Here is a 24,840-nt window from a genome sequence, read left to right on the forward strand (position 1 = left end):
AGTAAGATTAGAAGAGGATCCATCACGCACTATAACTAAGGCATTGAGGCATATTATTATCATGTACTACGTTATATGAGCGTTGTGCCATAATGATATTGAGACAGCTTATTGACGCAAGAGTTGTCGTTTTTACTACCCGGCATTTACAGAGGTCATATTATGTTTCCATCGTCTTCCATATTAGCTCGACGGTTAATGCAGCAGTCTAAGAACCTAGTCACTCCAACTCAGCTTTGCTCCGCTTTGGCCGTTATCGACAAAGTCCCTACGGCTATCGTGCCAGTGACGAACTATAAACTTGACATGCCAGTTTGTGTGTTTCCAAGGGCAATCTTTGAAGAGCACGTCAAATCCAACAAGACACTAGGTAGAAAAGATGGTGTATTCTGGGTCACAGACCGTAGTACATTCGATAGCTTTGGTAAAAGCCTAACACACCTAAAAATCGAACGAATTTTGGGCATGAACCCAGGTTACTACCCAAGAGACCAAGACTTAGTTATGGTTGTCATCGATAACGCAGAAGAAGATGACTTTCGATTACCAAGTGATAGTGAAGGTGGTGCGAATGATAACTGGCGAAAAGGTGGCTATGCTGGTTGGCCACATACTTATATGTCAACTCCAGAGCGAGTCGCCTGCTCGCGAAATAGCACATTAGCCGAAATCAGTTCGGCAATGATGTTAGTGCAAGGGCTCACAAATCCACTCGACGTATCTGGGTCGATTGATGACATATACAGTCACTTTAAAAAGTAGTGACACCCATCGCGAAGCACTGTTTAAATATACAGCATTAGGTAATGGCTAATAATCTATGTGAATCTTATGGCATATAAGTGTCGCATTCGTGATGATGTTTACGAATGATGTAAGGTAGAATTCGGCTTGCGTGACGCGGTAACACAGTGCTGATTTTAGTACGTATAGGACTTAGAGTGTATCAGGACTATAGTATGACCAATCTTACCTAATGTGACAGGGTGACTTTATCGCGCGATAGATAACACTAGAGAAGATGATTCATATCCCGTGATCGTTGACTTAGCGGTAGACGAAAATACAAATCGCTTAAAAATACATTCTAGTTAACATTAAGCGTCTTAATCAAAAAGCTATGCTTGCATTGTTTCAGGTGTCGGAGTGTTTTGGTCGATAGAGATAGATTGTGTAGCTCGGCGGTTTTCCAAAGCGAACATTAGTTGGAACTAGCGAGTAAGCTATAGTATTTCAACCCTGAAACTTTCTGAGTAGTATTTTAAGTGCCCAGAGAGACAAGTTAATTCACCAAAGCCCACGATACGAATGGACAGAAGATGCAGAAGTTCATGGGTAAACAAATGGTCAATCAATATTACGTTCAGCAGTTTTACAGTGAGTGAATTGGTGAATGCCGGACGAACGATGGCAACATTAACGTGAAAAACTCAGCGCCTTAACGCATAGGTGAAAGCTCACAGCAGTAAAACATTTTGAATGACTCATAAAACATGAAGTGCCTCAGGAATTTGAAGGGCGGCGAAACTATTTTTTCGCGTAATTTTAGGTTGTTAGACGTACAGTATGCAGCAAGCCATTCGGATTGTATGAGGGATTAACGCTGAGGAAAGAAATTTTCATAGGGAGTTCGGTATACATATCAATAACGTACTGTAATGGATGAGACAGTTTTGAACGTGTGTGCCTAAATGTTAAATTTGGGTACGTTAGTGCGCATTATGTATATTATGTTAAATGGCAGCTAGAGTTACAAAAGAAACCTTATATTGAACGTTCCCTACCGCTATTCGTCGAGTATTGTTGAAGCGTATTTAACCGTAACGCTATTTACCATAAAATACCTAATAATCACTTTCTTAATTTGGATTAAGAAAATGCTCATTATGTTATAGCGACTTAGCCGAAGGTTTAGTTAAAGCCAGCACGTCACTCGTACTGGCTTTACTTGGTCACGATTGTTAACCGCCAGATAGCTTAACGGTATAGCCTTTCTTTTCAAGTGCTGCTTTGATTTTATCTCGAGCATCGCCTTGGATTTCAATTGTGCCGTCTTTAACAGATCCACCACAACCACATACTTTTTTAAGTTCTGCCGCGAGTAGCTTTAGTGGCGCGTCATCTAAATCCAAACCAGAAATGACGGAAACGCCTTTACCTTTACGTCCTTTGGTTTGCTTTTGAATGCGGACAATACCATCACCTTTTTCACGCTGAGGTGTAGGTTTGTCTTCTTTGATACGGCCAATTTCCGTTGAATATACAAGTGTCATGTTATTTCTTTAGTTGCTCTGCTTTCTTTTTTGCGATTAGGTAAGCTTCGATATGCTTTTGGATAGCTAACTTACCACCTTTGATAAGTTTACCATTAAACATACAGTACCATGCGTTATTTTCGCCAGTGTCATTTTTTATCATATAGCCATTAAACAGCTCTTGTACACCAGCGCTATCTGTTCGTTGTGTCGCTGTTGCTAGCTGTGTCGGATCGATAATTGAGGCAGTATCACACCACCAATCGATACTTTTTTTAATTGCCGATAGACTGCCCTTTAGCTCACGGTTTTTGATCGTGACTTTCCAGATTTGGTTTTCACTACCGATAGATTTAAGGGTGAACCCTCGATAACTTGCTAAAGCCATAAAGATGCATCTCTTATTTATTGTTGCTAAACTTGTATTAACGCGTCTATGTTATCAGTTATTATTTACCAATCAATTAAGTTATAGTGCATTAAAATGAAAAAAGACATACCTTTGATCACAGAAAGACATCAAGTTAATAAATTTAAATCGATTCTGGTCGACTCTATAACTCCAGCGCAATTTAATGAATTAACAAGCTGTTATTACTCAAAAAGTTCATTACTAGCGCTATCCAAAGATTGGCGTCTATTTAATGAGTTTTGTCGATTAAATGGCGTTTCAAGTATTCCTGCATCGGTTACCGCCGTTAGACGCTTTCTTGATAAAGAGCGACACTCGAGGAAATACTCTACGCTAAAGCGTTACACGGTCACTATAGGCGTGGTACATACTGTTCTCGGATTTAAAGACCCGACGAAAGGTCGAGAAATAGGGTTAAGCCTCAATGAAATCCGAATAGCAGGCGCAGACAAAGTTAAAGAGACTAATGCATTTACCGAAAATCATTTAAGTGATTTACATGCCCTACTTTCAGCGTCACCTGAACCTAGAGACCGACGTGACCTTGCTATCTATTACGTCATGTATGAATGTGCGTTAAAGCGAAAGGATTTACGACAATTAACTCAAGGACATGTCGAAACGTTAGATGGAACGAGTTATCTACACATAGATGGCACGCGTTATGTGTTGAGCCACACTGCCGCATCAATGTTAATTGCATGGCTAGACTGCAACCCGTACACACCGCTTTTTGTCTCAATCGATCGCCATGGCAATATGAAGGATGGCGTCCTAGACGATTCGTCCATCTACAGAATTTTGAGACGCGCTAGTGAGCTGCTGAATTTACCGGACTATCGGCGTTTCTCTTCACAGTCTGGTCGTGTTGGAGCCGTAAAAAAACTGTGGAGTGAAGGTTATAAAGTACGGGATATACAAGAGTTTGGACGTTGGGCCAGTCCCGCAATGCCACTTCAATACACGGGTAATCCAGAGAGTTCGGAGAAAGAGAAAAGTAAGTTTAAACCGTCATAACACCCCGCTGATATTAGAGTGTTATGACTATTATTAGAGTGCTATGACTATGACCGCTTCAACGGTTAGGCTATCCGCTCTATACAGTCAATAACAAAGTCAGCGAACTTCACGCCTGAGTGTTCCACCATTTTAGGGAACATAGATATTGGAGTCATACCGGGGAATGTGTTCACTTCATTCAAATAAATCTCATCGTCTTCTGTTAAGAAAAAATCGATACGAGAAAGGTGTCGCAACTTCATCTGGGTGAAGACCTTCTCTGAATACTGCTGAATTTTCGCTTGCTGGTCTTTAGTTAAGCCTTTTGCTTCAACATCCGTGGTCGAATGACTTTCAGTGCTGTATTTCTCATCATACGAATAAAAGGTTCCTTCCGGCGCAGTGACTTCGCCAGGTAACGTAATATGCAATTTCCCTTTATACTCATATGCAGCGACTTCAAGCTCACGGGGTTTTACGGCCTTCTCAATCACAACTTGATCAGAGTAGCCAAATGCCGCATCAATAGAATCTGAAAGTACTTCTTTATTGGTGACATTGTAACAACCCACTGACGAGCCTTGTTTCGCAGCCTTAACAAACACTTTTCCCCATTTGTCGAATGCATCATGAGCCTGCGTATGTGCGCGTTTATTATTTTCAGTCAAAAATAGATATGGCGTATTTGGAATGCCAAGGGTGTCATACCATAGCTTAGAAGTTATTTTGTTAAAGCTATTACAGCTTGCTTCAGGGCCACAGCCAAAGTAAGGAATGTTTGCAATTTCCAGCAGCGATTGGATATCTCCGGTCTCACCTGGGAAGCCATGGATACACGGAACGACATAGTCGATGTTGTGGTGACGATTTTCTCCAACTAGGGCTTTTTTGTTGACGTCCAAGGACACCAATTGACCATCTTGACATCGCCAGCCGTCTGCTGTGATTTCAACGCGTATAACATCAAAACGAGGATTGGTCTGTAGCTGAGATTCTAGGTAATCAGCAGACACAAGTGAGACTTCATGCTCGCTTGAGGCGCCACCACATAGTAGAAGAATATTCATGTTTGACATTGTACATCTGTCCTTAGGTCGTTGGACGTAAATCATAAACGATCGTGCCCTAAGATTCAGTCCAAAAAGTGTTAAATATCCCGAAAACCTTACTGTATGCATATTTTACATACAAAAATGCACCCAGGGCATGAGCCTGTAACTCAATAGCTGGATGCATAATATTCGGCGAGCCTAACTAGAGGCCAAAAATCAATAGATTGAGCGCTAATTAAGTTTACTTAATGTTGGGTAGTCGGATTTTTTAATCTTATCGATACTTTTGACAAATGGTTTAAGCGATTGAAATTCTTTTGGCAATGTAGCGATCGCTGCTTGTGCTTTCTTACGTGTGGCGTAGTCTCCGTACAATACCGAATACCATTTAGTACCATTGACCATTTTGTAGTTTTCCCAAACCGGTTGACCGTTTTTAGGCAATTTTTCTGAGAATAAGGCCACTTTATCTTTCGTACCAACCGCCGCTACCTGAATCGTAAAACCGTAACGATAGTCCTGATCGATTTGCTTTTTCGATGGTGGGACAATTTTAACGACACTCTTATCTGCGGCGCTTGCTTTTGCAGGCTGAGCTTGAGTTTTCGTTACAACGGATTGAGGCTCTGCTTTTTGTGGTGCAGGTTTTTTTGCTACGTCCGTTTTCTTTGCTGCTTCTGTCGCACTTGCCGCTGCCGCAACCGCGACAGGTTGGTCTGTCGTCGATTCGACAACAGGTGCGTAATCTTCACGGTAGCTTTCAGATTTAACTTCAGACACGTAGTCACCTGAAGAACAAGCCGCCAACAATGCGGTGATACTTACGATAACAATTTTTTTCATAGCTTTACTGCCCAAATATCAAATTCTCTAAATCATGCCGACAGAAATTGTTTGATTCAATCATTCCGAATGTCAGCAGTCCAATGCTGTGACATGTTACACAATATTCGAGACACAGCAATATGTTATCTCTAAATTTAGACAATGAAATTCCGACTGAACATGGACTGCGCTACTATATAGTAACTAAAGCAGCCCATGCTGCTCTTGGTCGTAACCGCCTTCATAACCGTGAAGTCTATAGACATCGCGATAATGTATCTGGGTTACTACTTGTTCATTGAACGCCTAATCGTCATTAGTAAAGAAGGATGAACCATGTCATTAGATGTACTCTTTAAACCCGAATCTATCGCAGTTATCGGGGCATCAGCAAAGGCACAGCGAGCTGCAGTGGCGTGGTGATTAAGAATCTCTTGCTTGGCGGCTTTCAAGGCACAATCTTGCCTGTTCATCCTAGATATAAATCCGTAAATGGTATTCTATGTTATCGTTCCGTTAGCGAGCTACCCTTTGCTCCAGATCTTGCCATTCTTTGTACTAGAGGCTCTCGGAATGTCGAGCTATTTACTGAACTTTCAGTGATCGGCGTGAAAATCGTCATCGTAATGGCATCTGATATGACGCTCGACGTCGAGTATCCTGCCATTAAAAATGACAAACCACACTCGGTAGAGACGAGTTTAATAGACGAAGCCAGCCAATTAACACCTCTGAAAAGCTTGGAGCAGCAATGTATTGATATTGCAAAGAATTCTGGTATGCGAGTTTTGGGTTCGAATAGTCTCGGTATCTTGCTTCCATGGCAAAACTTTAACGCGTCGTTTTCACCTGGTTAACTGTAAGCCTGGTAAATTGGCGTTTATTTCTCAGTCATCTGCCGTTTGTACCACTATTTTGGACTGGGCAAACGATAAAAACATCGGATTTTCAGCATTCATCTCTTTGGGTAACGGTGCCGACATTGATTTTGATGACTTGCTCGACTACCTAGCACGCGATAGCAAAACAGAATCTATTTTGCTTTATGTTGATTCTATTCGTGATGCACGGCGATTCATGTCGGCAGCACGAGCGACATCTCGCAACCGTCGTATTTTAGTGCTAAAAGCAGGTAGATCACGGACAAACAGCATGGGTTCACTTACTGACTCTACGCTATCCCTCGATATTGTCTACGACTCAGCAATACAACGTGCGGGTATGCTACGTGTAAATAATACTCATGAATTATTTGCTGCGGTTGAAACATTAACGCATTCCGTTCCACTACGTGGTGAACGTCTTGCCATCATTACTAATGGTATGGGACCTGCTTTGATGGCGCTTGATACCCTTTCCGACCGAGGTGGTAAGCTCGCGGAATTGTCACAGACAACACTACATAACTTATCTCAAGTATTACTTACTACTTGGTCTCAATCCAATCCAATAGATCTCGTTGGTGACGCTACAGCGCAGCGCTATATCCAAGCGATCAATTGCGTTTTAGATAGTGACGATATAGATGCGATTCTCATCATGCACAGTCCCTCTGCAGTGTCCGAGTCAGAAGGTACAGCCCAACAAGTGATTGAAACGCTTCGTACGCACCCTAAGTCTAAGCGTTTCAATATTTTAACGAATTGGTCCGGAGAGGCAACGGCAAAACAAGCTCGCTTGCTCTTTACTGAAAATGGTATTCCGACTTATCGAACACCAGAAAGTGCGGTAACCGCATTTATGCACTTAGTGGATTATCGACGTAACCAGTGGCAACTAATGGAAACGCCGACTACTACGGATTCATATTCTTCTGAACAACTAAGTCGAGCGCATGACTGGCTTTCTAGTCACACCTCTCAACAGCAGTCTCCTGAGCATATGACCTTGCTAGAGTCTCATTTATGTGAGCAGTTATTTGATTTATTTAAACTCCCCGTCTTAAAAACCTGGCTTGCTCATGACCCTTCAGAAGCCATTCACCTTGCTGAACAAATTGGTTACCCTGTAGCGTTGAAGCTTCGCTCACCCGATATCCCACACAAGTCTGATATTCACGGCGTTATGTTGAACTTGCGAGACCTAAATGAAGTATCTAGTGCAGCGCAATCCATTTTAGACCGAACGACGTTGTCTTATCCTAATGCAAAAATAGAAGGACTAACCGTCCAAAAAATGGCTAAGGTCGCTGGCGGACAAGAAATAAGAATTAAAGCCGTGACAGATCCAACATTCGGACCTAGCGCTGTTTATTGGTCAAGGTGGCTCGGATTGGAACATAAGTAAAGAAGCCGTAACTGCGCTTCCCCCGCTTAATACGGCACTCGCTCGTTATCTAATTGTCGGCGCCATTAATAATGGAACCCTACGTTTTCATAAATCACCCAACCCTATTAATTTAGCAAAACTCGCCGAATTCATCGTTAAAGTGTCACAGATAATTGTCGCCTGCCCTGAGATCTATGAACTGGATATCCACCCACTTCTCTTAAATGGTGACGATATTACTATTCTCGACGCGTCCATCGCTGTTAGGCCATTTAGTGGTGATCCACAAGCTCGCTTAGCTATCCGACCTTATCCAACGGAAATGGAAGAAACAATTACTCTTAAAGATCAATCACAAATACTACTGCGACCAATCAAACCAGAAGATGAGCCTTTGCACGCTGACTTCATCAATAATGTTACAAAAGAGGATTTATATAAGCGGTTCTTCTCTGACGTTGGTGAGTTCAATCACGAAGCACTCGCGAATTTGACTCAGATTGACTACGATCGTGAGATGGCTTTCGTCGCTGTTGATGCGAGTCGCACGCAACAACGAATCATCGGTGTTTCTCGAGTACTGGTTAACCCAGACAATTCAGATGCTGAATTTGCGATATTGATTCGATCGGATTTAAAAGGCGTAGGGTTAGGACGCGTCTTAATGCAAAAAATTATCGATTATTGCGTTGCGAAACAGACACTGAAGATATCCGGGATGACCATGCCAACCAACCGAGGCATGTTAACATTGGCACAAAAATTAGGATTTGAATTGGATGTTCAATTTGAAGACGGCGTTGCCGATATGGTACTGAAACTACGCTAGGACACGTATATCCTCTAAACCGTTAACGTTAATAATCATGGGAGCACTGGCTACGCTAGCCAAAGCGCTCATATTAAATTAAATGACTGTCCTAAAGCGTTCAGTTTCTGTAGTTGAGCCCAAACTGGCGTGACGGTGTAACCAATACATTTACACCATCATTAATGCAATATGTCGTATAGACCTATTCAAGCACTTAATTTCACACCACTAACTAGTGGTTACTTTAAATCCCAATTCTTCGTTAAATGCTTGATACACCATGATTTCGCTTCACCCATATTGTTTCTTTTCCAGGCTAGCACAATATCAATTTCAGCTTGCGTCGTACCATTAATTTGGCTGAGCTTACCTGCTTTGATGAGAGGGTCGGCAATTTGAGTAGGTAAAGTACCAATACCGAGCCCGTTTATGAGCGCATCAACCTTAGCCTCTAAATTGGAAACGGTTAATCGTGGCTGTTTCTCCAAGATATTAACGCTTAACGCAGGTTGCTCTCTAGCTGTGTCTGCAATCGCGATAACGCGATACTTCTCTCTTGCCTGACTATCAAAGACACCGCTTCTTTTATGAACATAATGATTGAATGCGGCTACCCATGTCATACTCATTGGTCCTAGAACCTGAGTTTTTACCCCTTGAGGTGTGACTTCCGGCTGAGGACAAATAAGGAGATCACTTCGGTCTTCGTTGAGTGACTCCCAACATCCGGCTAACACCTCTTCTTCTAACTTAATTCGCGTTTTACTCACCGACCCCAGCTTGTCGACAAGCTCGAAGAAATTGGCAACTGGAATAATACTGTCATAAGCAATGGTTAAGTCGAGCTCCCACCCGTTCGCGAGTAATCGAGCTTCATGCACCATCGTTTCGGTGGCGTGTAAAATGACTCTGCCACGCTCTAAAATCAAACGTCCGGCATCCGTTAACGCCGCTTTATGGCCAGAACGATCAAAAATCATAATATCGAGATCTTGTTCAAGCTTTTGAATTTGATAACTTAATGACGAAGTCGCCCTATCTAGCTCAACCGCCGCGGCTGCGAACGAGCCTCGTCGATCAATCGCATCTAATATATGTAGTGCTTCTAGCGTAATTGAGTTTTGCACTAATTCTTTCCCCGAAACATTGCAGATAACTCATTAATATTAAACGTGTATCAAAAAAAAGCGACTTCCTATTAGAAGGCGCTTCATTCGTTATATTGGATTAAAAGGTGTATTGGGCGTTCAGGCGTACAGAGCGACCGGGCTGATACACTTTGGTCCAAGCTGTTCTGTAGTTTTCGTCGAAGGCGTTAATGAGAGAAAGGTCCACTTTGAGTCCTTCTAGCTCACTTGTTGGCTCCCAAGACGCGTAAAAATCAACAAGTTGATATGACTCGTGAGGGCCTTCAGTGTACCCAGCCGGTACACGCCCTTGGCCACTAACAAATGTGGCTCGAGTCCCTATCTTTGTATCAATATTCCAAAACCCATACTGAGCGCTTGCGACCCATTTATCCGCCGGAATGTTGGTGATCCATTCATCAGTATCGGTATCCTTACCACGGGTTTGACCGTAGGAAAGGCCGAGTGACAATTGCTGCCAGCGATAATCGGCTGCGAGTTCGTAACCTGTCAACTCTGCGTTATTGATATTACTCGAGCGACTCGTGCCCGCACAGCCGACCATTGAACCACCGATACCGCAGCTACTGCTCGGAGACGAGTTGACATCTAGATTAATAAAATCTTTAACTTGGTTGTGAAATGCACTAGTCGTTATGGATAATTCGTCGTCCGCGATAACATTATTAAAGTCAAACTGCCCTTTTAACTCTACGTTATGTGACTTCTCCGGTTTTAACTCGGGGTTTGGCACAAATACGTTACTCGGACCACCTGGGCCATACGAATAATGGGTACCACTCATGTAAAGTTCTGATGTGTCTGGTGCTCGAAATGCTTCATCGTAACGTAAAGACCATGCCATCCATTGCTGAGCTTGCCAAAGTAGACCGACTGATGGTGACCAAGCGGATTGATTGTTATCGTCAAAGCCTTGTGCTTTTGAAGAGAAAGAATCGTATCGAACCCCTACATCAGCGGTTAACGTTTCAAACAGGTCATAGTTCACATAGCCAAATGCACCAACCACGAATGTTTGGGCATCTTTAGGTAATTCTGGACGCCCAGAAACAGACGCTGCTCGACTTGCATCCAACTCATCCAAATAACCGTCTACCCCAGTAAGTACCTTAAGTTTCCCCGCGTCTGATTGGTTGGTAACATTAAAGCCCGTTGTTTGTAGTTGTGAAATGTCTTCACCAACAACGGATGGGTCTGCTTCGGTAATTTTAGTATCGTTGCGATAAAGAGAAGCCTCTACATTAAACCAGGCACTATTAGGATTAAAATTATAGTTAACACCATAAGACTGGTCAGTAGTGCGACGGCTAATCAGTAAGCTAGGATCATTAACTTGCCCACTCGAATCCCCGACAACTGGAGGTCGTCCATCGAGATCAGCATAACGCAAGTTGAAGCCAAGTTTATGCGCGTTATTAATCTGCCAATTAAACTTCGCTAACCCTGTTTTATTCGTCGCTTCCGTGCCGTAAAGTGTTGTGCCGTCACCTTGTTTCATGTGACCACTGTCTTTATAGCTACCCGCAATAATCCAATCTATATCATCATTTTTATTCGCTAAGGCTGCGGTATTGGTCCAAACATCGCCATTATCTTGATAACCAACTTTAACTCGACCACCTAATCCGTTCTCTTCCAAAATGTCATCGGCGGTCAGGGTATTTTGAACAACGACGCCACCAATAGCACCCGAACCATACAAAGAACTCATCGGTCCCTTGATAACTTCAATATTTCCGAGCAAAGAAGGATCTAAAAAATAGCTTGGGCGGTGACCGTATTGCATGTTTTGGCGATTACCATCGATAATCTTCAATACCTTATTACCACTCAAACCTCGAATGTTAACCGATTGATTGCCCGGAATATTAGCGCCCTCTATAGAGACGTTAGGTTCGTATTTAATCGCCTCTGCAACAGAATTGGGCTGGATTTCGTCCAATTCTTCCATATCGACCTTTACAACGGAGCGAGTTCTATCTTGATTGGTTTTGTCAGCTCGTGATGCAGACACGACGACCTCATTTAAGGCGGTAACATCTTCCGCTTGAGCATTTGTAGTGAGCGCAAGTACCACTGAGCTCGCTATCATCGACAGTTTTAGTTTCATAGTTCCTTCTTATTTCTGTTCTAATAATCAGTTCTCGCGCATTATTACAAATATAAATGATAATTACTATCATTTATATTTGTAATAAATTGCTACTCGTGACTTCCCTATCATAAAATCTGTTTTGTGACTTAAGAGATACTAAAACGCGGGGTGGTGAGAGGTCCCAACAAGCAAGACAAATACTCATTTTCATCGAGTATTGCGTAAAACGTCGAGCTGTTGTGGGCAAAACGATGAAGCCATGCTAATGAGAGGCTTTGGTGTGGCTACGATCAAAAAAGAAGGACCTGAGTCCTTCTTTTTTTCATTCTATCTACTGCTTACTACAGAGGGTCATGCACAATGCATACGCTGTTATGACGCAAGCTTTGGCTTCATAATATCTGGGATTGGCATTCTGCTATCTTTAAAGCTAAACCAAAGATACGTTACCGCAATCAGGTAAAACAAATAGGACAATGAGAAGACAAGTGGAGATGAGATTAAGTCATAAGACACACTGACACCGACGCCAACTACCGTTACAGTCAATTTTGCCATTGTCCCTAATAGTAACAAACCCATCGCAAATTGCGGATACTTAGTGCTAGCAAATGCAATAAGGTAACAAGCCCCTACCGCTAACGCAGCGATAGAAAATCCAAGCATATAGGAATGGATATGATCAGCGGCCACATAACCCGCCCCAACCGAAAATCCAAGTAACATACCGATTTTTGCAATGAACATAAATCACCTCGAAAAGTAGTAAAAATAGGAATGAAATGTCCATTTTCATTTTTGAAAACTCATTTTGTCTATATTGTCATATGTCTTTAAGGCAATTACAAGCTCAATATTTAACCAGCAATCTTATTAAAATTGCCATTCTTAGGGCAATTACAACTCAGTAACATTGGAAATGTTCACTTCCCTTTCGTTACAGTATGTTACGTAATTTACTTAATTGCTCGCCAGTTATTTTAACAAAAAAATTACATAAAAATAAATCTGGTTACTTTAAGAATTTGTGATCTGCCCATGCACATTAATAAGTTAGATCAAGTTTAAACATTATTTTTACATATTATTTACAGTGTGATTTTTATTTCAATTAATTCAAAGAAATCGATTCCAATCACATTTTTATTGGTTATAATCCGCGCTCCTTTGCGTCGTCTGTTGATAAACGCAAACTAAATTTGAAAATTTGTCTAACCCCCGAACATTGTTCGAAATACCAGAGAACAAAAATGAGCAAGATTGATAAAGCCATGCGAATCCTTATTGCAGGATTCTGTATCAACCTTTGTCTTGGCATCCTGTATGCTTGGAGTGTATTTAACAAAGCCTTAGTAAGTGAATGGGGTTGGAGTGCTGCTGACGCATCTTCTCCTTACGCAATCGCGACAATCACTTTTTCGCTTTGTCTATTAGTAGCAGGTGTACTACAAGATCGCATGGGCCCTCGTAACATCCTTATTTTAGGTGCTACGCTAACAGGTCTTGGCATGATTGCTTCAAGCTTCGCAGAGTCTGTGCTTGTTCTTAACATCACTTTCGGTGTAATTACTGGTGCTGGTATTGGATTTGGTTATGCATGTTTGTCGCCTTCTGCGATGAAATGGTTCCACCCTTCTAAGAAAGGCATGGTCAACGGTTTAATCGCTGCTGGTTTCGGTTTAGCGGCTGTGTATCTTGCACCGCTGACATCTGCGCTGATTACCCAAATGGGTATTAGCTCTAGCTTCATGATCTTAGGTATTGGTATTTTACTTATTGCCGTGCCACTCGCAGCGACGATTAATAACCCACCAGCAGGATACCAACCAGCAGAACCTAAAGTTAAAGCTGGACAAGCCCCTGTAAAAGTAAAACAAGCTGTCGACATTTCATGGAAAGCAATGCTTAAGACGCCACAGTTTTACGCGCTTTGGGTAATGTACGCTTTGGCTTCTGCGACTGGCCTAATGATTATCGGCAACATTACTAACATTGCTAGTGTTCAAGCCAACCTACCCAATGCAGTATACCTCGCATCTATCCTAGCGATTTTCAACTCTGGTGGTCGTATTGGTGCGGGTATTTTGTCTGACAAAATTGGCGGTATTCGCACACTGATGCTTGCGTTTATTCTGCAAGGCATCAACATGATTTTGTTCGCAACCTTTGATAGTGAATTCACATTGATCATCGGTACTGCACTTGCTGCACTCGGTTACGGTACATTACTGGCAGTATTCCCGTCTCTGACCGCTGAATTCTACGGCCTGAAAAACTACGGCACCAACTATGGCGTACTTTATACCTCTTGGGGTATTGGCGGTGCAATCGGTGTCGCAGTGGTTGGTTACTCTATGACCCACGGCGGCGGTTATAACTTGGCTTACACCATCTCAGCAGCAATGATGGGTGTGTGTATTCTTCTGTCTTTCTTCACTAAACCTATTACTGAAGAAAAAGCAGCAGAACTTAAAACTGCTTAACACATTAAGCGACAAAAATTGCAGCGTATCGCATATTAAGCCTGACATCATGTCAGGCTTTTTTTTGTCCAAAATAACAAATCACTAGATCTTTAATCGAATATAAACAAAAATTAGTAACATACTAACAAGGAGATATACGCGTTTTGACACGCTGCATTGAGAGCATATTATGAAAATGAAACAACGTGTTGTCTATTTATGTATCGTCGTTTTTGCTGGTTGTGCGACTTACGCTGGACTCAATTATGATGAATTGTTTGGTAAGCCAGAGGTAAGAGAACGAACCGTTTCGGTTGAATCGACCCACGCTGACTTCTTTATTAATGAAGTTAAGCCCATTATTGATAACCGATGTGTGGTTTGTCATGCTTGCTACGACGCACCATGCCAACTAAAAATGTCTTCGGTTGAAGGAATCGATAGAGGTGCCAGCAAAGCACTTGTTTATCAAGGGGAACGGCTAACAGCCACGCAACCTACCCGCCTCTTTGAAGACGCCCAAAGCACTCAAGAATGGCGAGAAATGGGCTTCTTTCCGGTTCTTAACGAACGCGATCAAACACTATCTGCCAATTTAGATGCTGGTCTTATCTCACGTATGCTCACGCAGAAAGCGCGTCATCCATTACCGGAGACCACCCAACTCGAAGGCTTTGATTTTTCGGTTAATCGCCAACAAGTCTGTCCAACCATTGAAGAATACGATGCCTATGAGCAAGAAAACCCTTTATGGGGAATGCCTTTTGGTATGCCAAATATCGACAATGATGAATATTCAACATTAGTGGCATGGCTAGGTAACGGCGCTATGATGAATGCCCCACTTCCATTGTCCAAAGACGAACAAACTATGGTTGATAAGTATGAAGAGCTTCTTAATACCTCATCACTTAAAAACCAACTCACTGCCCGTTATATCTATGAGCACCTCTTTTTAGCAAACCTTTATTTTTCTGAGATAGAAGGTAAGCCACGCTTTTTCAAAATTGTTCGTTCTAGCACTCCACCCGGCACACTGCAGTAAAACGCATCGTGACGCGCAGGCCTTATGATAACCCTGACCTCGTGCGAGTCTACTATCGGTTGATTCCGAACCAAGGCACCATTGTTGATAAGACACACATGCCGTTCAAGTTAAACGATGCCAAGCTTGAATTGTGGTATGAGTGGTTTATTGAGCCTAACTACACCGTTAACACCTTGCCAAGTTACGATATCTCCGTCGCAGCGAATCCAATGACGGCATTTGAAGCATTGCCTGTTAAAGCTCGCTTTAATTTCATGTTGGATAATGCGCAAAACACCATAATGGCTTATATAAAAGGTCCGGTTTGTCGTGGTCAGCTCGCGCTCAATGTCATTAATGACCGATTCTGGGTCTTTTTCATCGACCCCGAGACGTCGGACATTCCCGAAGTTGTCGATTTTTACAAAGAACAGGCCGATAACTTAAAACTGCCAAGTGAAAAAGAAAGTAATACCGTACCTATTACCAACTGGGTTAAATATTCCAACCAACAAGCGCGCTATCTAGAAGGTAAGTCAAACTTCATGAATCAGTGGTTTACAGGCGGTAAATACTTAACCACGGACTTACTTTGGAAAGGTAACGGCAACAATCCTAATGCAGCACTCACCGTGTTCCGCCATTTTGATAGTGCGTCAGTGGTGCAAGGCTTAGTAGGTCATCCACCTAAAACAGCCTGGGTTCTTGATTATGCCCTTTTGGAGCGTATTCACTACTTGTTAGTTGCAGGGTTTGATGTCTATGGGAATTTTGGCCATCAACTTATCACACGTATGTTCATGGACTTTTTGCGTATGGAAGGAGAAAGTAACTTTTTAGCGCTATTACCAAATACGATGCGACACAAAGAATTCAGCAGTTGGTACCAAGATCAAAGCCCACAATTTAGTACCTTTTTACAACGTAATGTCGCGCCGTTCAGTCAGCCGACCCAAGTGCTATACCTCACTCAGAATTACAAGGCAGAGTTGTTTAGCAAGATTAAAGCAGAATTGGCACCGATACTTAGCGACCGATACCAAATTGTCAATACGGGTTTATCCAGTAAAAACGAAGCGTTATTGAGAACTGTCGATGATATTAAGGGTGAAGGTCTCAAATCTGTACCGCAGATCACTATGCTTATGATTGAGACAAATAAAGGCGATAATCAATTATTCACCCTGCTTCACAACAATGCACACGTGAATATTTCCAGCCTGTTTTCAGAAGAGAATAACCGTGATTACGCCAACGATAGCTTTACTCTTGTTCGCGGGGTTATCGGTAGCTACCCAGCCGCCTATTTTTCAATCAAAGAGAACCAAGTGGAAAAATTTGTTACTCAACTCAGATCAATTGACGATGAAGATGACTACATAAAACTACTCGACAATTATGCGGTTAGACGAAGCTCTCCCGAGTTTTGGCGCTTTAGCGACCAAGTGCATGAGTTTTACCAACGTACACAACCTGTCGAATTTGGACTCTTGGACTATAATCGATTTGAGAACAGGTAAGCCGATTTAACCACAAGTAAATCGACTTGAATTGAAATAATAGGTTAATGACATAATTAGTTGACGGCATAGTTAATGGACACTTTGTCAGATTACGCTTAGTCCGTTGACGACATTATTGATTGACCGCATAGGTGCTCTATTGAACACTTTGGAGGTGTATGATGAGCATTAAAGATAGCATTGAGGCGATCGAACAACAGATTTACGTGGCGTGTTCCGATGGTGATTATGATGCAGTTAACATGCTTGAGCATCAACTGGATCATCTTCGAGAGCTTTCTAACCAAGAGCCAGAAGACACACAATCTTTCGACCCTTCAAGCGTTAAATTTCAAGATAAACCCAAATAATGATTAAAGTGAGGGCTCTTAATGAGCCCTTACTTTTTGGTGGTTACAAACCTTTGGATTAGCGAGTTAATCTAACTAATATGTTATTTAGAACCGCTACTGACTGAGCTTTAACGCTAACAATATGGTCAACTAAGCGAATATAATCACCAATTGGGTCTTGCGATTTTTCAATGGTTAAACAATGTTCAAACAAGGTTGTTAAACCAAGCGCTCCTGCTGATCCTTTTAGTTTATGCGCTAAATCTTTAACACGTTTAGCCTCTCCTTGCTGAGCAGCACGCTCAAGCTCTTCCAATGTAACCTGACTGGATGAGGTAAATGCATCGACGATTTTGGTCATTCGCGTCACGCCTAAGACTTTGACATCTTGCTCTAATACTTGCTCATCAACCATTGTTGTATTCTTCAGCCCCATATTCGCCTCCATATCGACCTCAATTAATGGTATGGGTGCCGCTCTCAGTTCTCGTCCATGTATCTTAGACTGAATAAGAGACTTTAACGCTTCTCTATCAATCGGTTTAGGAAGATACCCATCAAAACCTGCTCTGAGATACCCTTCAACTTCTTCAGTAAAGACATGCGCAGAAACGGCAATCATTGGGATTTGTTCATCACCGTTCGTACTCTGTGATTTCAAGTTTTTCATCAAGGTAACGCCATCCGTGTCGGGTAGATTAATGTCCAGCAACGCGATGTCGAAATCATTTTCAGTGAAAAGTACCTCAGCATCGGCACCATTCTCGGCACAGCGAACGTGATGTCCCATATTCACCAAGAAACCTTCCGCAACCATGAGATTAACTGGATTATCTTCGACCAGTAGTACTTTTGCGCTTACAGCATCAGCCCGACCAATTGGCTCATAGACATCTTGCTTGTCAAATTCACTGGTTTCTAGCGGTACAATAAACCAAAAACGACTGCCTTCACCTAGGTAAGAGTCGACATAGATTTGGCCATGCATCGCATTCACCAGTTTTTGGCTAATCGCCAAACCTAAACCAGTCCCGCCCGATACACTTTTGCCATGACTAGCCTGAGTAAAGGCATCAAACAGTGCAAGCTGATCGTTGGGGCTAATACCCATACCTGTATCAGAGACTTCAAAGACTAAACAGGTCTCATCATCCGGATCACGGGATACGTGAATAGACACTTCTCCTTCGTCAGTAAACTTAATGGCATTCCCAACTAGATTGTTGAGCACTTGGCTCAAGCGTGTTACGTCGCCACAATAGACACTTTGAACGTCAACATCGATACTAAACTTAAATTCCAACTGCTTTTCCAACGCCTTACCATGCATCAATTGATAGCAATCTCGCACCATACGAGTAAGGTCGAAAGGGTTGTTACGAATATCCAAATGGCCAGCTTCAATTTTAGAATAATCCAAAACATCATTTAAAATCGCGAGCAGATTTTGCCCACTGCGGTTAATCACACCGAGATAATGCTGCTGTCTCTCATCTAACGGGGTTTCTTCCATTAATGCCGCCGTGCCAAGAACGCCATTCATTGGGGTACGAATTTCATGACTCATAGTGGCAAGAAACGCGGTTTTCGCTCGGCTTGCTTGCTCTGCATCATTTCTCGCTTGGGCGTGATTTTTTACTTCTCGGTTTAAGCTCGCGTTACTGTTTTGGAGTTCAATCGTTCTGTCTGCAATCGTTTGCTCTAGGTGTGCTTTATGTTCTTGAAGTGCCTTACGAGCACTGGCTTCAGATTCTGCCACCGTTTTGAGTGATTGAGCGGTATCTCTTGCCGTAATAATAGCCTGTCCCATATGAGCAAGCTCGTCGTTGCCCTTCACTACTAAATCGACCTTAAGTTGCCCTTTTGCAATAGACAGCAGTGCAGAGGAATACGCTGCAAGTCGTTTGACCACCGATAGATACACCACCCTCCAAACAATAACCACAACAATGACAAAGCTCAGAATAGACAGTAAAGTCAACGTCAATTGTGCGTAATTCAAAGTCGATGAAAGTTGAGCAACCGCCTGTGACGTCGCGGCATTAGACTGATCAACCAGCTTCGCTACGGTTTTGTTCAAAGCAGTCAATTGGTCAAGTGTTTCTTGATTTAAGGTTAGCGAATGTCTGCCTTCAAAATTGGTTTGCTTCATTAACGCGAAGACATCCGCCCCTTGCTCAAGCTGCGCCAACAGTTGGGTCATCTGCTTTGATCTCGCCGGATCTTCAACACCTTGCACCCGTCTTTTCATAATCGTGATGTTATATTGGTAGGACGACTGCAACTCTTCAATCCGCTCTAACACCGTTACCGTGCGTGACTCTTCTATCTGATTAAGTGTTTTAAACGCTAACAAATGCAGTTCGTGTAAACGCTCCGACAGATCGAGGTCTATTTCAACCAGGCTGTCCAACGCGTCCAGCGCATCTTCTTTCTTGTTTTTTTCGAGTAGCCCATAAATATGAGTCACATTTGCGACTGCGATAGTGCTTGTGTTCAGGACTTGAGTACGAGTGAGCTCTTCTAATTCCTGTGCTGCTACACGCAGCTGTCCAACTTTTTCTAGTATCGACTGGTCCAATTCAATGCGACGTTCAACCGACATTCCGAGCTCGATAAGTGAATCAAGGATAGCTTGTACATCTTGCTCCAATTGACCAAGTAGTTCTGAATCAAAAGAGTCAGACCCTAGTGTTTTAATATGACTAAGTAGCGACTCTAGTTGGCCAAACAGTTTTTTACCCGCCTGCTGATGTTGTACCTTCGTTTTGGCATTAGACAATGTTTGTACCGACGCGATGATACTGGTGCTCAATTCAGAGACTTCACGAGCTTCCAGCATTGATGGCATCGCTGCCTCAACAACCTTCCTTTCAGTTTTGGCGACTAATGAAAACCCAGACACACCGATCGCCGTCGAGAACAACACTAAAAGTGCCATGACCGCGAATGAGAAAAATAGTTTACGTCCAATACTAGCTTTGGCGAGTAACATGCATGACTCCGTGAGAATCCACTTCTTTACACTCTGATAGTACGCTATATTTTGCATGGTTCGATCTTCAGTTGCTACTAAACGATGAGTCCATGTCAAAAAAAATGAATTATTTTCCAATTGTTAGCGCAATTGCATTCATGCTCAGCACGACAACAATCCGTGCTGGTGAGAAACTATGCGCTATCTACCCTCATTTGAAAGATTCTTACTGGCTATCTGTCAATTATGGCATGGTAGAAGAAGCAAGGGCGTTAAACGTCGAGCTTAAGGTGTTTGAATCCGGGGGCTATCCAAATATTGAAAAACAGCGTCAGCAACTCAAAGCTTGTAACGTTTGGGGGGCAGATGCCATTGTCTTGGGCACAGTCTCTCCAACCGCATTTCAGCATGACCTAGGCGCATATACCTAGGTGATACGCCTGTTTTTGCGACCGTCAACCATCTCATCGTCGATGCAAATCAAAAAAAGCACGTAAAAGGCATCGTTGGGGTCGACTGGTATTGGATGGGGTACAAAACCGGGCAATTTCTCGCGAATAAGCATCCCAATAATAGCGGCAGTGTTGAACTAGCACTACTGCCGGGGCCGCAATCAAGCGGCGGGACTAAACCCGTTATTCTTGGTTTTCTCGAAGCCATCAAAGACTCAGATATAAAGGTCACCGATACACTTTGGGCGGATAACGACAAGGAGTTACAGCGTAACCTGGTGCAGCAAGTGATTGAAACAAGACCGAACCTTCGCTATATCGTCGGTAGCGCTGTTGCCATTGAAGCCGCAATCAGTGAAGTAAGAGCAGCAAACCTTAGTGAACACGTCGATTTACTGTCCATCTATCTCAGTCATGGTGTTTATCGCGGATTACTGCGCAACAAGGTGACGTTTTCCCCTACTGACAAAATGGTGGAACAAGGTCGATTGTCGATACAACAAGCGGTGTCCTATCTACGACATGAGCCTTACGGTCATGACCTTGCTCCTCACATTAAAACGCTAACACCTGACAACCTAAGTGTTGACGCGATCGAAGAGTCATTGTCACCCACTGGCTTTCGACCTATTTTTAATGTTCATTCACACTAATTGTCACACTTGTTATTAAACCTAATTGATTGATAACGTAAGGACGATTACCATCGAATACCCTATATGAATGTGAAATTCGCGAGAGTTTGTTAATCCAAACAGAACCGACGCTTCTAGCTTTTAGCTTTTAGAAAAAGTAATCAATATCGGACGATGGCCAAGACTTTCCCATTGGTAGAATTTCAATAACTCAGGATAAATGAATGCAAAAGAAAATACGTACTATGCCTGCACATAAGCATATCGCACTTGTGGCTCATGACCATTACAAGCCTGAGCTACTTCGTTGGGTACTGGAAAATAAAGAAAAGTTACAAGGTCACTTTCTTTATGCAACAGGCACAACAGGTAATATGTTAAGTAAAGACACTGGGTTGGCAATAAAAAGCATGATCAGTGGCCCTATGGGCGGTGACCAACAAATTGGTGCGCTTATTTCAGAGGGTAAGCTGGATATGCTTATTTTCTTTTGGGATCCACTTAATGCGGTTCCGCATGACCCTGATGTTAAAGCCTTACTTAGGATTGCGAGCGTTTGGAACATTCCTGTCGCAACTAACCGCGCAACGGCTAATTTCTTGTTTGAGTCAGATCTACTTGGCAAAGAAGTCGATATCGAAATCCCTGATTATGACGCTTACCTTGCGGAGCGTACATAAGGCTTACCCACTCATTATTAATAAGGCGCCACAGGGCGCCTTATTTTTTGTAGCGATACAGATTCACAAGCGATATTCGATCACACCGCAGTAATTATGCGTGAAGATAACCTGTCGCCATGAGGTAGATGGACAATATTGCCATCAAGACCAACAACACTTCTAGTACTTTGTCTTTACGGGCATAAACGCTTTCACCGAGCTTAATTCGTTTTGAATGAGTGTAGCGAAAAAACGGAATACCAATTGCATACAATATGGTCGCCATTAACAAGAACTCTACACCTGCAGCAGTAATCAACCAAATACAATATGCCGCGGATGATGCCGCGATAAGCGCATAACGTTTTGATTTTATCGCCGTCGACTCGCTTCCAGAGAGCGCGATCTTAAGCAGATATAAGCTACTGAGCAAATAGCAGGGTAACACCATCACTGACGCGATATTAATCGCCGCCAAATACACGTTTTCAAACAGAACCACCATTAATACCAATACCTGCATAAAACTAGTCGACATGTTTAACGAACTCGATGGCGCGCCGTTTTCATTTGTTTTTGCAAGAAAGCTTGGAAACTCTCCGACTCGTCCGGCTTCAAATGGCACCTCGGCGACTAACATCGTCCATGCGACTAACGCACCGAACACCGACACTAACACGCAGATATTCACTAATAACCGTCCCCATGGCCCAACCGCATGAGCGAGCAATGAAGCCGCCGAAGGGTTCGATAATAGCGCAAGTTCTTCTTGAGGAAGAATGCCATAGGCTAATACTGAAATTAACGTATACATGGTAATTGCCACTAAAAAACCGATGAGTGTCGCTTTGCCAACATCAGATTTTTTCCTCGCCTTACCAGACAGTACGACTGCACCTTCAATCCCCACAAAACACCATAGGGTCACCATCATGGTACTTTGAACTTGCGAGAAAACGGTACCCAGATTGTTTTGCTCTCCCCAAACATCGACAACCATGCGTTGCGGATCAAATGTGGCCAGCAAAATACAAATAATCAAGGTAAGACCAAGTAGTTTGCCCACCGTCGAAATAATATTGATATATGATGATGCTTGGACGCCACGCAAAGCGATAAAGTTCATCGTCCACAATAACCCGGAGCAAAGAATGACTGTTTCGATACCATGCTCTAGCAATACTGGGAAAAACAATCCGAGAGAATCGTTGATCATGACTGAAAGTGCGACATTTCCCATGCAGCTCATGATCCAATAGCCCCACGCAGAATGGAATCCAACGTATTCGCCAAAGCCCGCCTTTGCATAAGAGAAGATACCCGAATTTAAATCGGGCTTATGCTCTGATAACAGCTTGAACGTATGCACTAACAATAGCATCCCAGCTCCAGTTATTACCCACGCAAGAATAACCGCGCCGAGAGAAGCTCGTTCAGCCATATTCTGAGGAATGCTAAAAATACCACTTCCGATCATTGAACCGAACACGAGTGCAATCAGACCTATCAAACCGACAGAGTTTTTTTTCATTTTTTATTCTCAATAAAAAAGCAGAAGCTCTAACGAGAAGCTCCTGCTTTAAGTCTTTTGGTTTATTATATGTATTGACCACTTATTCTCAATACAAAATTCGAGCTCAATTGCGATTAATCAATTTTAAATATTGCAGTTAAATACCATGTCAGAATATTACGCCAAAAACACATATGTTAAGATATTTACTTTACAATGTAGCCAGCATTCATCACAAGCCATTAACTCAATCATCACAACACGCGAGCACCTAGTTAGATGTTTCTTTTGTGTGCGCTCATAAGCTTATACGCTCATTACCTTATACACCTTTACTTGAAACGTGGTTAAGGTGCTCAATCATCGCGCTATTGACCTCGGTATAGTGTTCATATTGAAGCACATGCCCTGCATCTTTCAAAACAACCAAATTAGTATGTTCACCTAATAACCGCTGCACTCTCGGCGCATCGTCAATCGTAATCACTTTGTCACTGGTTCCCCATAACAGTAATTTCTCTATCTCGAACTTACCGACTTGCTCATAATTCAAAGTTGGGTCCTTATTTATGACGTGGCGCCCTGAACTAATAATCGCTCTTCTAAACCCTTTAAATTGCATTTGACGTTCAAATTTACTTACCCAGTCAGGTTGTAGTTCAGGCTGAACCAAATCATTGAGTTGGTTCTTAGCCAGTGATGGAATAAAGAACGTATAGCCCAACCATTGCCCAATGATGGGATTCACTAAAGGGCCGATATCAATCGGTTTATTAAACGGCGCTAAGTAAATAACACTGAGTATTTTGCTCGGAAATTGGCTAATAAATGCTGAGGTAATGGCTCCCCCATTGACAACCCAACAATATGAAATGGTTGTTCACCAACCACCTTCGAAGTTAACGATTGAATTTGATCGACAAATAGCTGTGTATCATATTTAGTCGAAGGTCTAGCTGAATAACCTCTACCGTAAAGATCAAACCGTAAAACTCGGTAGCCAGCCTCGACTAAGGCTGGCACGTTTTTGTCCCACATATACGATGGAGCAGAAAAACCATGGACGAGCACCACGAGTGGTCCGTCGGGGTTGCCGGTTAGCTCATAATGAACCGCGCCATGAGTCAACTCTACAAACTGACCAGGAGCCTCTGAGCGGTTCACTTCATTGAGCTTATAACGCTCTTTGTTTCTAAGTGCTGGAGGAATCCAAACACAACAAAACACAATTAGTACTATCCAAAAAATCATTCTAATATAACCCTACACTTATTTTATATACTCGTGAGCACGACTCTTCGTCACAGTCATGGCCTCTGCTTTCATCTTTCACTTGGTTATATGGTGTAGCCAGCGAATAGATCTTTGAAGAATCATGCGAAGCGATAG

Annotated in this window: 14 protein-coding genes and 4 pseudogenes; 8 read left to right on the plus strand and 10 right to left on the minus strand. The window is 42.6% G+C overall.

Features of this window, described 5'->3' with window-relative positions:
* Nucleotides 1–162 precede the first annotated feature (162 nt).
* Entirely contained in the window at nt 163–762 is a 600-nt protein-coding gene (locus AC0L66_RS23845) for a hypothetical protein (protein ID WP_473569719.1), read from the plus strand.
* A gap of 1,199 nt (nt 763–1,961) precedes the next feature.
* Here the strand turns inward: AC0L66_RS23845 and yciH are convergent.
* Nucleotides 1,962–2,273: a stress response translation initiation inhibitor YciH gene (gene yciH, locus AC0L66_RS23850; RefSeq protein ID WP_265674375.1), complete on the minus strand. Its 312-nt coding sequence runs from the start codon at nt 2,271–2,273 to the stop codon at nt 1,962–1,964.
* 1 nt (nt 2,274) lies between these two features.
* Nucleotides 2,275–2,643 (minus strand): DUF3319 domain-containing protein, encoded by a 369-nt coding sequence (locus AC0L66_RS23855; protein ID WP_473569721.1) that lies wholly within the window; start codon nt 2,641–2,643, stop codon nt 2,275–2,277.
* A 96-nt stretch (nt 2,644–2,739) separates the two neighbouring features.
* Between AC0L66_RS23855 and AC0L66_RS23860 the strand changes: the two genes are divergently transcribed.
* Entirely contained in the window at nt 2,740–3,684 is a 945-nt protein-coding gene (locus AC0L66_RS23860; protein ID WP_473569723.1) for a tyrosine-type recombinase/integrase, read from the plus strand.
* Nucleotides 3,685–3,749: 65 nt separating this feature from the next.
* Here AC0L66_RS23860 and AC0L66_RS23865 read toward each other — a convergent pair whose 3' ends face one another.
* Nucleotides 3,750–4,742 carry a D-alanine--D-alanine ligase gene (locus tag AC0L66_RS23865; protein WP_473569725.1) on the minus strand — a complete coding sequence of 331 codons (993 nt, stop codon included), beginning with the start codon at nt 4,740–4,742 and terminating at the stop codon, nt 3,750–3,752.
* A 207-nt stretch (nt 4,743–4,949) separates the two neighbouring features.
* Nucleotides 4,950–5,561: an SPOR domain-containing protein gene (locus AC0L66_RS23870; RefSeq protein WP_473569726.1), complete on the minus strand. Its 612-nt coding sequence runs from the start codon at nt 5,559–5,561 to the stop codon at nt 4,950–4,952.
* A 318-nt stretch (nt 5,562–5,879) separates the two neighbouring features.
* Here AC0L66_RS23870 and AC0L66_RS23875 point away from each other — a divergent pair.
* A pseudogene (locus AC0L66_RS23875) lies at nt 5,880–8,640 on the plus strand (bifunctional acetate--CoA ligase family protein/GNAT family N-acetyltransferase).
* A 221-nt stretch (nt 8,641–8,861) separates the two neighbouring features.
* On the opposite strand, the gene AC0L66_RS23880 reads toward AC0L66_RS23875, so the two are convergent.
* The 3 genes from AC0L66_RS23880 to AC0L66_RS23890 all read right to left on the minus strand — a co-directional run bounded on the left by AC0L66_RS23880 (nt 8,862) and on the right by AC0L66_RS23890 (nt 12,612).
* Nucleotides 8,862–9,749, minus strand: a complete 888-nt coding sequence (locus AC0L66_RS23880; RefSeq protein WP_473569728.1) for a LysR family transcriptional regulator — start codon at nt 9,747–9,749, stop codon at nt 8,862–8,864.
* A 100-nt stretch (nt 9,750–9,849) separates the two neighbouring features.
* Nucleotides 9,850–11,880 (minus strand): TonB-dependent hemoglobin/transferrin/lactoferrin family receptor, encoded by a 2,031-nt coding sequence (locus tag AC0L66_RS23885; protein WP_473569730.1) that lies wholly within the window; start codon nt 11,878–11,880, stop codon nt 9,850–9,852.
* Nucleotides 11,881–12,237: 357 nt separating this feature from the next.
* Entirely contained in the window at nt 12,238–12,612 is a 375-nt protein-coding gene (locus tag AC0L66_RS23890) for an NADH:ubiquinone oxidoreductase (protein WP_265674367.1), read from the minus strand.
* A 503-nt stretch (nt 12,613–13,115) separates the two neighbouring features.
* Here AC0L66_RS23890 and AC0L66_RS23895 point away from each other — a divergent pair.
* The 3 genes and pseudogenes from AC0L66_RS23895 (at nt 13,116) to AC0L66_RS23905 (ending at nt 17,230) form a co-directional block, all read left to right on the plus strand.
* The gene (locus AC0L66_RS23895) at nt 13,116–14,348 is read left to right on the plus strand and encodes an L-lactate MFS transporter (protein WP_428751228.1); all 1,233 of its coding nucleotides are present in this window, start codon (nt 13,116–13,118) and stop codon (nt 14,346–14,348) included.
* A 172-nt stretch (nt 14,349–14,520) separates the two neighbouring features.
* Nucleotides 14,521–16,877, plus strand: a pseudogene (locus AC0L66_RS23900) (fatty acid cis/trans isomerase).
* A gap of 164 nt (nt 16,878–17,041) precedes the next feature.
* Nucleotides 17,042–17,230: a hypothetical protein gene (locus AC0L66_RS23905; protein ID WP_473570881.1), complete on the plus strand. Its 189-nt coding sequence runs from the start codon at nt 17,042–17,044 to the stop codon at nt 17,228–17,230.
* Between the two features lie 58 nt (nt 17,231–17,288).
* Here the strand turns inward: AC0L66_RS23905 and torS are convergent, their stop codons facing one another.
* Complete coding sequence (gene torS / locus AC0L66_RS23910) at nt 17,289–20,207, minus strand: TMAO reductase system sensor histidine kinase/response regulator TorS (RefSeq protein WP_473569732.1); 2,919 nt, start codon at nt 20,205–20,207, stop codon at nt 17,289–17,291.
* Between the two features lie 140 nt (nt 20,208–20,347).
* Between torS and torT the strand changes: the two are divergent.
* Both torT and AC0L66_RS23920 read left to right on the plus strand, forming a co-directional pair.
* A pseudogene (gene torT, locus AC0L66_RS23915) lies at nt 20,348–21,294 on the plus strand (TMAO reductase system periplasmic protein TorT).
* 206 nt (nt 21,295–21,500) lie between these two features.
* Nucleotides 21,501–21,956: a methylglyoxal synthase gene (locus AC0L66_RS23920; protein ID WP_265674363.1), complete on the plus strand. Its 456-nt coding sequence runs from the start codon at nt 21,501–21,503 to the stop codon at nt 21,954–21,956.
* Nucleotides 21,957–22,050: 94 nt separating this feature from the next.
* On the opposite strand, the gene AC0L66_RS23925 is transcribed toward AC0L66_RS23920, so the two are convergent.
* Nucleotides 22,051–23,469 (minus strand): basic amino acid/polyamine antiporter, encoded by a 1,419-nt coding sequence (locus tag AC0L66_RS23925; RefSeq protein ID WP_473569734.1) that lies wholly within the window; start codon nt 23,467–23,469, stop codon nt 22,051–22,053.
* Between the two features lie 304 nt (nt 23,470–23,773).
* Nucleotides 23,774–24,702, minus strand: a pseudogene (locus AC0L66_RS23930) (alpha/beta fold hydrolase).
* Nucleotides 24,703–24,840 lie beyond the last annotated feature (138 nt).

The organism is Vibrio sp. GJ43-1 (assembly GCF_055808835.1).

Coding starts and splice junctions, on each gene's coding strand:
- AC0L66_RS23920 (WP_265674363.1), top strand. CDS start 21,501: ATGCAAAAGAAAATACGTACTATGCCTGCACATAAGCATATCGCACTT.
- torS (WP_473569732.1), bottom strand. CDS start 20,207: ATGTTACTCGCCAAAGCTAGTATTGGACGTAAACTATTTTTCTCATTC.
- AC0L66_RS23870 (WP_473569726.1), bottom strand. CDS start 5,561: ATGAAAAAAATTGTTATCGTAAGTATCACCGCATTGTTGGCGGCTTGT.
- AC0L66_RS23890 (WP_265674367.1), bottom strand. CDS start 12,612: ATGTTCATTGCAAAAATCGGTATGTTACTTGGATTTTCGGTTGGGGCG.
- AC0L66_RS23865 (WP_473569725.1), bottom strand. CDS start 4,742: ATGTCAAACATGAATATTCTTCTACTATGTGGTGGCGCCTCAAGCGAG.
- AC0L66_RS23855 (WP_473569721.1), bottom strand. CDS start 2,643: ATGGCTTTAGCAAGTTATCGAGGGTTCACCCTTAAATCTATCGGTAGT.
- AC0L66_RS23885 (WP_473569730.1), bottom strand. CDS start 11,880: ATGAAACTAAAACTGTCGATGATAGCGAGCTCAGTGGTACTTGCGCTC.
- yciH (WP_265674375.1), bottom strand. CDS start 2,273: ATGACACTTGTATATTCAACGGAAATTGGCCGTATCAAAGAAGACAAA.
- AC0L66_RS23860 (WP_473569723.1), top strand. CDS start 2,740: ATGAAAAAAGACATACCTTTGATCACAGAAAGACATCAAGTTAATAAA.
- AC0L66_RS23925 (WP_473569734.1), bottom strand. CDS start 23,469: ATGAAAAAAAACTCTGTCGGTTTGATAGGTCTGATTGCACTCGTGTTC.
- AC0L66_RS23905 (WP_473570881.1), top strand. CDS start 17,042: ATGAGCATTAAAGATAGCATTGAGGCGATCGAACAACAGATTTACGTG.
- AC0L66_RS23895 (WP_428751228.1), top strand. CDS start 13,116: ATGAGCAAGATTGATAAAGCCATGCGAATCCTTATTGCAGGATTCTGT.
- AC0L66_RS23845 (WP_473569719.1), top strand. CDS start 163: ATGTTTCCATCGTCTTCCATATTAGCTCGACGGTTAATGCAGCAGTCT.